Genomic DNA, 13,952 nt, shown 5'->3' on the forward strand with positions numbered 1-13,952 from the left:
TTTTTTGAGATAGCCTTTCCCAAGAAATGGTATGAACTGTTTTAGTGAATGAGTTTTAGTGAATGAACTTGTTTAGACAACTATGCTGACGGCACCAGTAGAAATACTTAACAACCTAAAAGGCTTTCTTCTGCATAAGTTCTAGAGCACCCGGATCTGACCCTGATAATTTAGAAAACTTTTTTATTTTAGATTTTTCTAGAAAGCTTCACCAGTTTTTAGAGAACCCCATAGCTTTGATACTATCTACAATCTCGGATTGGCTATTTCGGGTCTAGACCCTGCTTTATCTAATCTTTAACCAACCAGCCTGTAGCGCCCTTCGGATTTCGGCATCAGCTCCATCGAACGCTTGAGCAGTCAGAGGAACTTTAAAGGCGTAAACCTGCTGATCCAGGTTACGAAAGTCCTCATTTGCCTGAGGACTTTGTTCGCTTAGGCGCGGTTTTAACCGCCAGACTTTTCTTTCCATGACTGGGGTTGCCTGAGCTAAACACTGCTGTCAACAGCGCATCTGGGTCGGCTTTCTCAACCCACCCAGAAATGGTTTATCTAAAAATTTAACATTCTTAATAAAAAACTGGTTTGGCACATTCCCTATCGACTTACCCGCCTATCTGCCTATCCACATCACTGAAGTAACGCCTCTGCTGGCAAGCCCTGAGCTATCAGGCAATAGGACGATCAATCAATCACTTCGTGACCGTTTTGCTTTTATTCCTATTTTTATAAAAAGACTTATATAAAAAACGTTTAAAGGTGTTTTAAAGCAATGAGAGAAGATCTAAACCATTCAGATCCGAATGATTTGTCCATAAGCGCTTTAGCTAAGTCTCAGACCTTAAGTTCTGTTACTTATCCCTTTCCTTTACTCCTAAGTTCGACAATAATGCTGTCATTGACCTACTGAAAGCGATCGCTGGTAACGGCATAAAGGATCTTCCTGTCCTGACTCCAGAGATGCTTCTCACCCGTTTGAGACGAAACTATAGGAGACGACTAGCGTGAAACTCGCAGTTTATGGAAAAGGTGGAATTGGCAAATCCACAACGAGCTGTAACATCTCAGTTGCTTTAGCTCGACGCGGTAAAAAAGTCTTACAAATTGGTTGCGATCCCAAACACGATAGTACGTTTACGCTGACTGGCTTTTTAATTCCCACTATCATCGACACCCTTCAGTCAAAAGACTATCACTACGAAGATGTTTGGCCCGAAGATGTCATTTACAAAGGCTACGGTGGCGTTGACTGCGTTGAAGCCGGTGGACCCCCAGCAGGGGCTGGTTGCGGTGGCTACGTGGTTGGTGAAACCGTAAAGCTGCTGAAAGAACTGAATGCTTTTGATGAGTACGATGTCATCCTGTTTGATGTCTTAGGTGACGTGGTCTGTGGTGGTTTTGCGGCACCCCTCAACTATGCTGACTACTGCCTGATCGTGACGGACAATGGCTTTGATGCCCTATTTGCCGCCAACCGGATTGCGGCTTCCGTGCGCGAGAAAGCCCGGACTCACCCTCTTCGCCTTGCCGGTCTAATCGGCAATCGAACTGCCAAGCGTGATCTGATTGACAAATACATAGATTCAGTCCCCATGCCAGTGCTAGAAGTGCTGCCTCTGATTGAAGACATCCGCGTTTCTCGCGTCAAAGGCAAGACCCTATTTGAAATGGCAGAGTCTGACCCATCTCTCAGCTATGTCTGTGATTACTACCTGAATATTGCAGACCAGATTCTGGCTCGTCCTGAGGGGGTGGTACCCAATGACTCCCCCGATCGCGAACTCTTCTCTCTCCTATCTGACTTCTACCTCAACCCTCAAACACCGAAGGTGAAGAGCGAAGCAGAAGAGTTAGATCTAATGATGGTCTAAATAAAAGTTGTGAGTGAACAGTTTTGAGTTATGAGTTAACAGTGTAGGAGCGATCGAGCATCATTGCTATTAATTGTTAATGAGCGGTTAATAGCAGTGATATAGCTTCTTAGCTTTTCATTCAAAACTCTCAACTCTCAACTCAAAACTTTTTTTCGCCGCTGTGAACACTGAGCAACTTCGTCAATCCGTCAGGGATAAATGGTTAAGCTATTACGAAGAAAACCGCGAATGGCTAAGCCGTCTAGGAGTTTGGGTCAACTGTGATGGTCAGCGTCGCCCTTCTTCTGGGTTCATTCTGGCTACACTTTCTGTTCTAGAACCCAACCTGACCCAACTCCTACCCCTGGTTGTCGATCTCAGCAGCAACCCCGATCGGATCGTGATTGCGCTAGGTCTAAATTTCAATCCTGAAGATTATTTGATCGAGAATGGTAACACCAGTCAGGTCGTCTCCAAGGAGCGGGAGTCCGTTGGTGAAATTGGGGAAGGACCGGTCAAAATGCTGCCCTCATCCAGTAGTACAGAAATCAGACTGACTTCTTCCAAAGATGTTGCCAAGGTCCGTGCCCGACAGGATGAAAGTTGCCAAGGTTCTCGCCCACGACAGAGAAAGAATTGATGGGGGAATGAAGGATGAGGGATGAAAAATGAATCATGTCATGGATATAGCAATTCTCAGCTTTCTTGGTCATTGGTCGCCCACAAAGGACTAATGACTCATAACAAACCCCTAGCTTTTCCCACATCAGCATGAGAACCGCTGTAAGTGTCTCTAAAACTCTCAACTCCCAACTCCCTCTTCCCAACTCCCTCCCCCTACTACCTGATAACAGAGAGGAACTCGATTCATGACCCTTGCCGATACCCAACCCCAAGCATTGAATTTCGAGTGTGAAACCGGAAACTATCACACCTTCTGTCCGATTAGCTGTGTGGCTTGGCTGTACCAGAAGATTGAAGATAGTTTCTTTTTGGTCATTGGCACCAAGACCTGTGGCTATTTTTTACAAAACGCGATGGGCGTGATGATTTTTGCGGAACCCCGTTACGCGATGGCGGAACTGGAAGAAGGTGACATCTCGGCTCAGTTAAATGATTACGAAGAGTTGAAGCGTCTGTGTTTGCATATTAAGCGCGATCGCAACCCGTCTGTCATCGTCTGGATTGGCACCTGCACCACCGAAATCATCAAAATGGATCTGGAGGGGTTGGCTCCCAGGCTGGAAGCTGAAATTGGTATCCCGATTGTGGTTGCCCGTGCCAATGGGTTAGATTACGCCTTCACTCAAGGAGAAGATACGGTTCTGGCAGCTATGGTACACCGCTGCCCTGATAAAGCTCCTACCGCAGAAACCGAGAAGGAAGAGCGCAACGCGATTGCCAAATTGCTCAACTTTGGGCGCAAGCAGGAAGACGTGAAAGCGGAAGAATCGGAGTACGCCGATCATCCACCATTTGTCCTATTTGGTTCCCTGCCCGACCCCGTAGTGACCCAGCTAACCCTAGAGCTGAAAAAGCAGGGAATTAAAGTCTCCGGTTGGTTACCTTCCAAGCGCTACACGGAACTGCCCGTGATCGAGGAAGGCTACTACGTGGCTGGAGTCAATCCTTTCCTCAGCCGGACTGCAACCACCTTCATGCGCCGTCGCAAGTGCAAGCTAATCGGCGCTCCCTTCCCCATTGGACCCGATGGCACCCGTGCCTGGATTGAGAAAATTTGTTCTGTATTTGGCATCGAGCCGAAAGGACTGGCAGAGCGGGAAGCGCAGATCTGGGAAAGCCTGGAGGATTACGTCAAGCTGCTTCGCGGTAAATCCGTCTTCTTTATGGGTGACAACCTGCTGGAAATTTCCCTGGCACGGTTCCTGATCCGGTGCGGCATGACCTGCCCTGAAATTGGGATTCCTTATATGGATAAGCGCTACCAGGCAGCCGAATTGGTTCTTTTAGAAAAGACCTGTGAGGAAATGGGCGTACCTTTACCCAGGATTGTAGAAAAACCCGATAACTACAACCAAATTCAGCGGATCAAAGATCAAAACATTGATCTGGTGATCACGGGTATGGCACACGCTAATCCTCTGGAAGCGCGGGGAATTAATACCAAATGGTCTGTGGAATTCACCTTTGCTCAAATTCACGGCTTTACCAATGCCCGTGACATTCTGGAACTGGTGACGCGACCTCTGCGCCGGAACAATAGCCTCAAAGATCTGGGGTGGGACAAGCTGGTAAAGGAAGAAGCCAAGGTATAGGGTTCCTCTGATTAACTGACCAATCCTTTAGAGAGGGGGTGGGGGCGATCGCCCCCACCCCCTCTCTATAACTCCCTTCCATGCCTATCAAGATTTAAGATTAAAAACGAATTTTCTTAAATTCCTTAACCTCAGGCAGGCTGATCATCCATCAACTGCGGCATGACTTCTTCAGCGTTTTTATTAATGTAAATTGCTTCATCATCCATGCTTTCTACCCAATCAATGGGGAACCAATGATATCTGCCATCGTGGGAATCGTCTTTGGTCAATTTAATGAACCTGCCACTCTCCACATGGTCAACAATACCAATTTGAACTCCAGGCGCACCTTCCATTGTGCCTGTGCCTCTGGCATAAACAATCAGATGTTCCTTAATCTGGGATGGGTCAACCATAAGGAAATCTCCTGCTATTATTCGGTTAAACATAAACCAGGAAATGCTTAAGCGTTTCTCGACTTTATCCACCTAAGGATAGAGTTCATTGAAGCCGATATCCTCTTCCTTGAGATAGAGGGATATGGATTAAGGTTGCTTATTGAAGAACGCAAAGTCCCTGATTGGGGGAATTATTGTGCAACTGCTCCTCATACGCACCGGGCGGGAGTAAATGGTCAGCCGCCCATTGATAAACCGGATTGGTGGGATTGCCCTGGATGTTACCGTAGCAACCGCACTGGCAGTCATCTCCATTGCTACTATTGGTTCCAATTACTATTGGTTCCAATTTAGGACCCTTCCTGCTGCTGTCCGTTACAGGCATTACCTGGAATCTCTTCGTATTTGTGGTTCTGGCTCCCCGAATCATGCCAACTTACTGGTTTGAACGCGGCATCGGTGATCTGGGGCAATCGATGGGCGTTACCTCTACCGGCTTGCTGCTTATCCGCATGGTAGACCCAACCAACCATTCCGGTGCCTTAGAAAGCTTTGCCTACAAGCAATTATTCTTTGAACCGATTGTGGGAGGTGGATTGTTTACTGTTGCTGCCCCTGTTCTTGTAGTCCAATTTGGTGCGCCTGCCGTCTTGCTGCTCACCACCATCATTCTTATATGCTGGCTGGCCTTTGGCTTTTACAACTTTCACCGCATGAGCAAGAGTGAGTCGGGTTGAGGGACCAAGTGTGAACTGGGAGGTGTGGATCTCCGTACCCTGTACCTCTTACCCCGTACCCTGTTGCCCCTTAAGCCCTGCCCCAGTTCGGGAACCCGTACAAGCCAAAAAGTTGCAATTGGAACCCTACTACCGCTAAATTAGCACTCAGAGGTTGAGAGTGCTAAATCAACCCAAATGTTTCAGCCTAACCTGCTAGTTTGGAGAATGTTATATGGCAGCCGTAACTCTGAGTGTTTCTACAGTTAAACCTCTGGGTGACCGTGTGTTTGTCAAGGTGAGCGCTTCTGAAGAGAAGACCGCTGGTGGAATCCTTCTGCCCGACACAGCAAAAGAGAAGCCACAGATTGGTGAAGTGGTCGCGGTCGGTCCTGGTAAGCGTGACGAGAAGGGCACTCGCCAAGACCCTGAAGTGAAGATTGGCGACAAAGTTCTTTACTCGAAGTACGCAGGCACCGACATCAAACTCGGCACCGAGGAGTATGTTTTGCTTTCTGAGAAGGACATACTGGCGATCGTTGCTTAATTTAGATGGTAGGTGATAGGTGGTAGTGAATCTACCATCTGTTGCCTTTTGCCTCTGTTTCTTGCTTTCAAATTATCCGTAGCTAACACACATTCACAGAGAACTCAACATCTATGGCTAAGCGCATCATTTACAACGAAAACGCTCGTCGCGCCCTTGAGCGCGGTATGGATATTCTGGCTGAGGCGGTAGCAGTTACCCTCGGTCCTAAGGGTCGCAACGTTGTATTGGAGAAGAAATTTGGCGCTCCCCAAATCGTTAATGATGGTGTAACCATCGCTAAGGAAATTGAACTGGAAGACCACGTTGAGAATACTGGGGTTGCTTTGATCCGTCAGGCTGCCTCTAAGACCAATGATGCAGCCGGTGATGGAACCACCACAGCAACCGTTCTGGCTCATGCAATCGTGAAGGAAGGTCTGCGCAACGTAGCCGCGGGTGCTAACGCGATCTCCCTCAAGCGCGGGATCGACAAGGCAACTAACTTCCTGGTAGACAAGATTGCTGCCCACGCTCGTCCAGTGGAAGATTCTAAGGCGATCGCCCAGGTCGGTGCCATCTCTGCTGGTAACGACGACGAAGTGGGTCAAATGATTGCCAGCGCAATGGATAAGGTTGGCAAAGAGGGCGTTATCTCCCTGGAAGAGGGCAAGTCCATGACGACCGAACTGGAAGTCACCGAAGGGATGCGCTTTGACAAGGGTTATATTTCTCCTTACTTTGCAACCGACACCGAACGCATGGAAGCGGTTCTGGATGAGCCTTTCCTGCTGATTACCGATAAGAAAATTACTCTTGTGCAAGACCTGGTACCCGTGCTGGAGCAAGTTGCTCGTGCCGGTCGTCCTCTGGTCATCATTGCAGAAGACATTGAGAAGGAAGCCCTGGCAACCCTGGTCGTCAACCGCTTGCGGGGTGTGTTGAATGTGGCTGCGGTGAAAGCTCCTGGCTTTGGCGATCGCCGCAAGGCAATGCTGGAAGACATTGCCGTGTTAACAGGCGGTCAGTTGATTACCGAAGATGCTGGTCTGAAGCTGGATAGCGCCAAGATCGACATGTTGGGTAAGTCGCGTCGGGTTACCATCACCAAAGACAACACCACCATTGTGGCTGAAGGCAACGAAGCGGCTGTGAAGGCTCGTGTTGAGCAGATCCGTCGTCAAATGGATGAAACCGAGTCCTCCTATGATAAGGAGAAACTGCAAGAGCGTCTGGCTAAACTGGCTGGTGGTGTTGCCGTGATTAAAGTCGGTGCGGCAACCGAAACTGAAATGAAAGATCGCAAACTTCGTCTAGAAGATGCAATCAACGCCACTAAAGCAGCCGTGGAAGAGGGAATTGTTCCCGGTGGTGGTACCACCCTGGCTCACCTGAGTCCTGATCTGGAGTCCTGGGCAAGCAGCAACCTGAGCGGCGAAGAACTCATCGGTGCGACCATTGTGGCGCGTGCCCTGGCAGCCCCCCTGAAGCGTATCGCTGAAAACGCCGGTCAAAACGGTGCGGTCATCGCTGAGCGCGTCAAGGAGAAGGAATTCAACGTTGGTTTCAACGCTGCAACCAATGAGTTTGTTGACATGTTTGAAGCAGGCATTGTTGACCCTGCCAAGGTGACTCGTTCTGCTCTGCAAAATGCAGCGTCCATCGCTGGTATGGTGCTGACCACCGAGTGCATCGTGGTTGACAAGCCCGAGCCGAAGGATGCATCTCCTGCTGGCGCTGGTGCTGGCATGGGTGGCGACTTCGACTACTAATGATTAATTTGGGTACAGGGTACAAGGTGTCGGGTTCAGGCTAATCTGCACCCGCCTGAAACTAATCCCTGGGACAAATTTAAGAGCGATCGCTTCTTTACGGCGATCGCTTTTTTATTAGTTTTCAGAAGGATAGCTCTGGTGTCCAGGCTCTGCCTGGATACCCTTCTGATGCGGCTCTGCCGATTATCCAGGGAGGCGGAGCCCCCAAGAAGGCATTCCACGCAGAGTATGGGAACGAGACCACAAGACTAACGAGAACAGCATCCAAAACCACCCTGTCGAACATGGGCAATGGCTCAAAGCTTCTCTGGATAAATAATCTAAGCATTTTTAAGAAAAGACGGCGATCGCCTCATTGTCCGTTCCGCCTGATGGTCTATCGGTTTCAACTCCTGCTGGAATGCCAGAAGAGAGAACCTTAGAAAGGTAAGCCCAATGCCTTTGTAATCAGCGGTAGCAGTTTGCTACAGGCTTCCGCTAGCCTGGCCGTGTCAGGAAGGAAAGATGCCGCACCTTTCAAAAGGTTAATGGCTTGACTTCCTAAATTCTTCTTCTCTGGTTGTTCAGGGTTTTGAGCAACTTCTGCTAACACCTTCACTTGTTCCAATGCGGTTGCTTTGCCTTTATCGGGCAGGTTTGCATCGCTTTCAATTGCGGCTTGCAGCTCTGCCAGCAGTTCTTTGATGCCGGGTTGGTTGGGATCAGGAGAACTCGGCAACTGGTTGACAGCATTGGAGACACTGCCGCTGATCTCACCCAAGTTAATGGTAGAACCCGTGACATTGCCACCGATCGTGACATTCTGGCTCTGGTCTGTGCTGTCGTTCATAGATTTACTTTCTGCTTTGGCATTTACTTCAACAGTAACGGGTCGGTTAGCGAGTAGGCTTAGAATCTCTTTCATATCAGCACTTTTCTCGCGGTAAATCGCAATCTGTTCATCTTTTGCTTTCAACTCTGTCTGGTACTTGGCTTCGAGTGTTTTTAGTGCAAGCTCATACTGCTGGTTGAATTCGCTGTGAATCTTGGCTTTATCGGTTTCCGGTGGCACATGGACCCGGACAACAATGACACCATCGCCTTTGTTTTCAATACTCTGAATTGTTAGTTCACTACCCTCGTTTTCTACCTGTACCGTTTTGAATGCAGTAACGAAGGCTTTCCAATCCACCCCATTGCGGAAGATGAGGTCAACAGTGTTAATTGCTTCCTGAAATAGTTTAGTGAACTCACTGGGTGCAAAATTGCCACTATTGGGGCGACGCTCTTGATCATTCCGCAGCAGATATACATACAGACAATCAACACTTTCGAGAGTCGTATAGCTACTGATATTCCAGTCTTCCAGACAGGCTCCGGTTAATTGTGCTCCAGTAAGATCTGTACCTACTACAATTGATTCAGTCAAGTTTGCACCCCGTAAGTTAGCGTGCCGCAATGTTGCGCAGCTTAAGTCTGCCCAGGTCAAATCTGCTCCTTCCAGGTTCACCCCATCCAGGTTGGCAGCCCGGAGATTGGCATCGATATAGGAGTTGTGGGAACCCTCACGGGAGACGAGCAACTCCCGCACTGCCGGGTTTCCCAACATAGAATTGCCGACTCTGGCGCGGTCAAGGCACTTCGCCCCCTGCCAGTTGACCCACTCCAGAATAGTCTGTTTTTGTCTGGTGGGGTTAAAGTTGGCTCGTTTGAGGAGCGCATGGCTGAAATTGGCATGGGTCAGGTCAGCTCCGCAAAAGGATGTGCCATCCATCGCTCCAAAGGCAACGCTGAAGACGCGGAGAATAGCAAACTTTTCATTGCCCTTGAGGGCACGGCGGCTACAATAAATCGCGAGCAGAAGGTTAGCGCCAGCGAAAGCGAAAGCGTAAGCGTAAGCGCCAGCGAAAGCGATAGCGCCAGCATAGGCGCCAGCGTAAGCGCCACCGCCAGCATAGGCGCCAGCGTAAGCGCCACCGCCAGCGTAAGCAACAGCGTAAGCGAAAGGTCCAGCGACAGCGCCAGCGATAGCGCCAGCGATAGCGATAGCGCCAGCGAAAGCGCCACCACCAGCGAAAGCGTAAGCGGCAGCGGCAGCGGCAGCGATAGCGTAAGCGACAGCAATTGTACTGAATGCTTTTGGTGTGAAGCCATGGCGGGCAATCGCCCCAAACACAACAACCGTCAACCCTACGGTAGCGATTCCAACACTGAAAAAGACTGGACTACATGAACCAGTTTGAAAGAAGAACACAGCAATTCCTGCCCCTGAAAGTGCAGACACAAAGCTAGCCAGGGCAGAGAGGAGGAATGCAAGTCCCTGCTGTACGCACCACCAGCGTCTTTGAATCCCTGCCTGTGCCCCGGTAAAATTCGCCTCTTTCAGGATGGCATTGCTAAAGTTTGTTCCCCGAATATCGGCTTCACTGAAGTCTGCCCCAGACAGGTCTTGCCCTTTGAAGTTTTGTCCTCGAAGATTGGCGCGACAAAAATCACGCTCGCCTCTGGCATAACGGTTTAAAGCTTCAGTGGCTTTCATGAAGGAGTTGGAGCATTGGGGAGAGAGGGATGTTTTCTACAGGTAGAATAACCCATGTCTTGCTTGTCGTCATTGGTTCCTATCCTGGCTGAAAGGCTCAGTACTGCCATGACACAGGATCTCTACCCGAATCGTGCCCTGTTTCACCTGGCTCCCGCTGCTGCCTCCCACCAGCTTCGGCTATCTATACAGAGATCCGTGGGTTAACCAGAGCGCAAGTGTCTGGTATGTATCTGAATAGCGATCGCTTCTTTACAAAGCGATCGCTATTTTTTTGGGTTGAGCCTGATTCAGGGACTCTCATAATTCCTCCCTAATCTCAGTCAAGCCAATGACCAAAATCTCCAAAATGCTTCAATTAATCAGGCTAGGGTAAATCACGTAATCCTACGGAATTCTGAAATAGCTGTATCTAAATGTTAAGTTTGGGGTTTTTCGTTAAGAAACATTGCAGCTTCTTGATCCCGTTGCTAGGGTGTGGACGTGGAAAGTTTTTTCCCAATGTTTTTCGTGAGGAGGTATTACCCCATGTTTTTACTACAAATCATTCCGTGAGCGATCGCTCAATTGTCCAGTTTCTCCAAAAGTTACGGTTCAGGCGTTCCAACAAATCTGGGCAGTTAATTTGGGCAAATCACCCATCTGGATAGATTCACTCACGATTCTTTACTGTATGATTCGTTTTAGCTTGTTCACTAAGGTTCATTGTCACTCCGCTAAACTTTAGCTCGTGTGCAAAGTGCTTCTCTCTACATTGGTTTCACCTGTCAGCTAGCTGCATTCGATTCGATACTTCTTTGACTAAGCTGCAAGTGATTATGCCGCCAGTCTTCTAACTCATTACGATTCACTTATTGCGCTTGATCGTTTTGTTCTCTTTGTTGTTCAAACGCAATCACTCAACCATATTCTGCGGCCAGTCTTCCGAGTTACTTAAACGTAGATACTGCATACTCTGAAGCCTGATACAGGTTTACTTCTGGCAATCAACAACTATTTTGATTGCAGATCAACATTTGGTCTCATTTTGCATTGACTGAACATTGGACAAGCTATTTAGCTTGCCATTCAGAATGCTATGGGTCCCCTTACCCTGGAGGTATTTTATGGATATTCAAGGAAAGACTGCTTTAATTACCGGAGCTTCTCGCGGAATTGGCCGCGCGATCGCCCTGGAATTTGCAGCCCAGGGAGTCAATCGTCTACTACTCGTTGCCCGCGATCGCCACCGCCTTGCTGAAGTTGCCGCAGAAATCTCAGCCCTAGGGGTTGATGTGATCACCCTGGCAGTCGATTTGAGTCAGCCGATTGAAGTTAATATTGCCATTGCCCGTGCCTGGAAGGATCACGGTCCCATTCATGTACTGGTCAACTGTGCTGGAGTTGCCCATCAGTCTCCTTTCTTGCAAACTCGCCTACCCCAGGTGCAGGAAGAGATTTCCACCAACCTGATTGGGATGTATACCATCACTCGTCTGGTTGCCCGTCGCATGGTTGCCCAACGGGAAGGTGTCATTGTCAACGTCTCCAGTTTAATGGGTAAAATGGCAGCCCCCACTATGGCAACTTATTCAGCGACTAAGTTTGCCATTCTGGGTTTCAGTCAGGCATTACGGGGTGAACTGGCATCCCACAACGTTAAGGTAGTTGCACTGCTGCCATCTCTCACAGACACCGATATGGTTCGCCATATTGAATGGTTTCGCTGGGTTGTACCAATGAATCCGCAGCAAGTTGCCCAGGCACTAGTAGCGGGTCTGGCAAAAGGCTCTAACGAAATCCTGGTCGGGTGGCAAAGTCATCTGGCAGTCTGGGGCAACCGGGTTGCACCCTGGCTCATGGAAAAAGTTCTGTCAATTGCAGCGCCCCTGCCCAAAAATCGACCCGGTCTTTACCCCGATCTCAGGTAAGGATTTGATAGTTTCAAAAAGGTTGTTTTTGTCTATAACGGTTCTAGTACAGCAAAACGAAAGTTTTGCAAGGGGTGAAGGGGTTCCACCCCTTCTTGGGGGCTTTGCCCCCAAACTCCCATGTTGCAAAATTTAGTGTTTGCAACACTAGTAGAGCTTGGCGTAAATCTGGCTACCGTTCCTGGTACCTGGCACCTAATACCTAACACCCTAAATGGTTGCCGAACTTACGCTGCAAAGTACTAGTGTTCCGTCAGTAGCGGGTGTAGGGGCGCAGCTTCCACACCCGCTCTTACAATTATTTTCCCCTACATATATGCCCACCCATCCCCCCATCCCCCATCCACCCATCCATCCATCCACTCATTCACCATGAATCGCTGGGTCTATTGGCTTTGTTTGATTACTATTTCTCGATAACCCATGACCCATTCCCTGCAAAAGCCCTAAGCTTGAAAAGTAAAGGGTGAAACACTGAAACAGGAGAGCAGGTATGGGCAGGATGAAAATTAGTTGGCTGAAGTTAAGTGGGGTGCTGGGGCTGATGGCTTTTGTCGCAGCCCCAGTGCTGGGACAGACAGCTAATTTTGGCTCATTGACCCTCAACGCCGAAAAAACAACCGGAATGCTGACCGGCTCAACAGGCGGTTCTACATCTTTGCCAGCGATTACCAGCAACCGCGATCGCCATAAGAATCCTTGTCTTGGCTTTGGTGACCCCACCCCTGACCATATTCTGATTTTGCAGCAGCCGTTCTCTAAATTGGCGTTGAGAGTAAATAGCGGCGGTTTTGATACTACTCTGGTGGTTCAAGGTCCCAATGGTGTTATGCGCTGTGGCAGAGATACTGGACCCAAAAAGGATGCTGGCATCACCGATGACGACTGGTCTGCTGGCAGTTACAAAATCTGGGTTGGCACGGCTGATCCTGGAGTGCAACGGGACTATACATTGACGGTGAAGCAGAACTAGCCAGGGATAGGGAGAAACGTTTTCTTGTATAAACGATTTCTTGAATGTGCACCAATTTTCAACTCTTAACTTTCAACTCTCCCCTTTCTTTCTACTCCCTTTATTCCTTAACCTTTCTCTCACTCGGTGGTGGCACTCAAACGTTAATATGAGAAAAGTGAACTCTCTGGGGAATTCTCGTGCTTTCTACTCTCATTGCAGACTTTCGTATCATCTTTGAGCGCGACCCGGCTGCCCGCAATTGGTTGGAAGTGTTGTTTTGCTACCCCGGCTTGCAGGCACTTCTGTTTCATCGCTTTGCCCACTGGATATATGATTTGCATGTCCCTTTTGTCCCTCGTCTGATTTCCCATATTGCCCGCTTTGCAACAGGGATTGAGATTCACCCCGGAGCACAGATTGGGCAGGGAGTTTTTATTGATCATGGGATGGGAGTAGTCATTGGGGAAACGGCGATCATTGGCGACTACGTCCTGATTTATCAGGGGGTTACTTTAGGCGGTACGGGCAAGGAAAGTGGTAAGCGCCATCCCACCCTGGGTGACAATGTAGTAGTGGGAGCCGGAGCAAAAGTGCTTGGAAATCTCACGATTGGAGATAACGTCCGGATTGGGGCAGGTTCGGTTGTCTTGCGAGATGTGCCAGCCGATTGCACCGTTGTCGGAGTTCCTGGTCGCATCGTCTATCGTTCCGGTGAACGGGTCGATCCTCTAGAGCATGGACGGTTACCTGACTCGGAAGCGCAAGTCATTCGGGCATTGGTTGACCGCATTGAGGCACTGGAACAGCAATTACAGGTTGTGCAGGCAAAGCAATCCCTTGACCAGTCATTTGCACTCGTTTCAGCAACCACTCAGCGGTCTAAGAGCGCCCCAACTGCGGCGATCGCTCCGGCTACCGCCATTTCCTCCCAATCTTCTGTTAATCGATCTAAGGACGAGGCTTCAGCCGTTTCTCACTCTACAAGTTGCCGCATTCGAGATAAGGTCATCGAAGAATTTTTGGATGGAGCAGGAATTTAGCCT

At 49.1% G+C, this 13,952-nt stretch carries 13 protein-coding genes; 10 read left to right on the forward strand and 3 right to left on the reverse strand.

The window, feature by feature from the left end:
- Positions 1–286 precede the first annotated feature (286 nt).
- Complete coding sequence (locus AC1S52_RS20085) at positions 287–472, reverse strand: hypothetical protein (protein ID WP_482030825.1); 186 nt, start codon at positions 470–472, stop codon at positions 287–289.
- Between the two features lie 532 nt (positions 473–1,004).
- On the opposite strand from AC1S52_RS20085, the gene bchL reads away from it, so the two are divergent.
- The 3 genes from bchL (at position 1,005) to AC1S52_RS20100 (ending at position 4,129) form a co-directional block, all read left to right on the forward strand.
- Positions 1,005–1,871: a ferredoxin:protochlorophyllide reductase (ATP-dependent) iron-sulfur ATP-binding protein gene (bchL, locus tag AC1S52_RS20090; RefSeq protein ID WP_482030826.1), complete on the forward strand. Its 867-nt coding sequence runs from the start codon at positions 1,005–1,007 to the stop codon at positions 1,869–1,871.
- A 163-nt stretch (positions 1,872–2,034) separates the two neighbouring features.
- On the forward strand, positions 2,035–2,493 hold the full coding sequence (locus tag AC1S52_RS20095; RefSeq protein ID WP_482030827.1) for a DUF5331 domain-containing protein: 459 nt from the start codon (positions 2,035–2,037) through the stop codon (positions 2,491–2,493).
- Positions 2,494–2,722: 229 nt separating this feature from the next.
- Complete coding sequence (locus AC1S52_RS20100; protein ID WP_482030828.1) at positions 2,723–4,129, forward strand: ferredoxin:protochlorophyllide reductase (ATP-dependent) subunit N; 1,407 nt, start codon at positions 2,723–2,725, stop codon at positions 4,127–4,129.
- Between the two features lie 131 nt (positions 4,130–4,260).
- Here the strand turns inward: AC1S52_RS20100 and AC1S52_RS20105 are convergent, their stop codons facing one another.
- On the reverse strand, positions 4,261–4,527 hold the full coding sequence (locus AC1S52_RS20105; RefSeq protein WP_482030829.1) for a DUF2171 domain-containing protein: 267 nt from the start codon (positions 4,525–4,527) through the stop codon (positions 4,261–4,263).
- Positions 4,528–4,832: 305 nt separating this feature from the next.
- Between AC1S52_RS20105 and AC1S52_RS20110 the strand changes: the two genes are divergently transcribed.
- The 3 genes from AC1S52_RS20110 (at position 4,833) to groL (ending at position 7,523) form a co-directional block, all read left to right on the forward strand.
- Positions 4,833–5,246, forward strand: a complete 414-nt coding sequence (locus tag AC1S52_RS20110) for a hypothetical protein (protein WP_482030830.1) — start codon at positions 4,833–4,835, stop codon at positions 5,244–5,246.
- Positions 5,247–5,460: 214 nt separating this feature from the next.
- Positions 5,461–5,772: a co-chaperone GroES gene (gene groES / locus AC1S52_RS20115; protein WP_482030831.1), complete on the forward strand. Its 312-nt coding sequence runs from the start codon at positions 5,461–5,463 to the stop codon at positions 5,770–5,772.
- 113 nt (positions 5,773–5,885) lie between these two features.
- On the forward strand, positions 5,886–7,523 hold the full coding sequence (gene groL, locus AC1S52_RS20120) for a chaperonin GroEL (protein ID WP_482030832.1): 1,638 nt from the start codon (positions 5,886–5,888) through the stop codon (positions 7,521–7,523).
- A gap of 421 nt (positions 7,524–7,944) precedes the next feature.
- On the opposite strand, the gene AC1S52_RS20125 is transcribed toward groL, so the two are convergent.
- Positions 7,945–10,044 carry a pentapeptide repeat-containing protein gene (locus tag AC1S52_RS20125; RefSeq protein ID WP_482030833.1) on the reverse strand — a complete coding sequence of 700 codons (2,100 nt, stop codon included), beginning with the start codon at positions 10,042–10,044 and terminating at the stop codon, positions 7,945–7,947.
- A gap of 54 nt (positions 10,045–10,098) precedes the next feature.
- Here AC1S52_RS20125 and AC1S52_RS20130 point away from each other — a divergent pair, with 54 nt between their 5' ends.
- The 4 genes from AC1S52_RS20130 to cysE all read left to right on the forward strand — a co-directional run bounded on the left by AC1S52_RS20130 (position 10,099) and on the right by cysE (position 13,949).
- A complete protein-coding gene (locus AC1S52_RS20130) occupies positions 10,099–10,251 on the forward strand; it encodes a hypothetical protein (RefSeq protein ID WP_482030834.1) in 153 nt (50 codons plus the stop codon).
- 899 nt (positions 10,252–11,150) lie between these two features.
- On the forward strand, positions 11,151–11,954 hold the full coding sequence (locus AC1S52_RS20135; protein ID WP_482030835.1) for an SDR family NAD(P)-dependent oxidoreductase: 804 nt from the start codon (positions 11,151–11,153) through the stop codon (positions 11,952–11,954).
- 493 nt (positions 11,955–12,447) lie between these two features.
- Positions 12,448–12,927 carry a hypothetical protein gene (locus AC1S52_RS20140; protein ID WP_482030836.1) on the forward strand — a complete coding sequence of 160 codons (480 nt, stop codon included), beginning with the start codon at positions 12,448–12,450 and terminating at the stop codon, positions 12,925–12,927.
- 179 nt (positions 12,928–13,106) lie between these two features.
- The gene (cysE, locus tag AC1S52_RS20145; protein WP_482030837.1) at positions 13,107–13,949 is read left to right on the forward strand and encodes a serine O-acetyltransferase; all 843 of its coding nucleotides are present in this window, start codon (positions 13,107–13,109) and stop codon (positions 13,947–13,949) included.
- The last annotated feature ends 3 nt before the right edge of the window (positions 13,950–13,952 follow it).

Source organism: Kovacikia sp. CALU 1929, assembly GCF_056784235.1.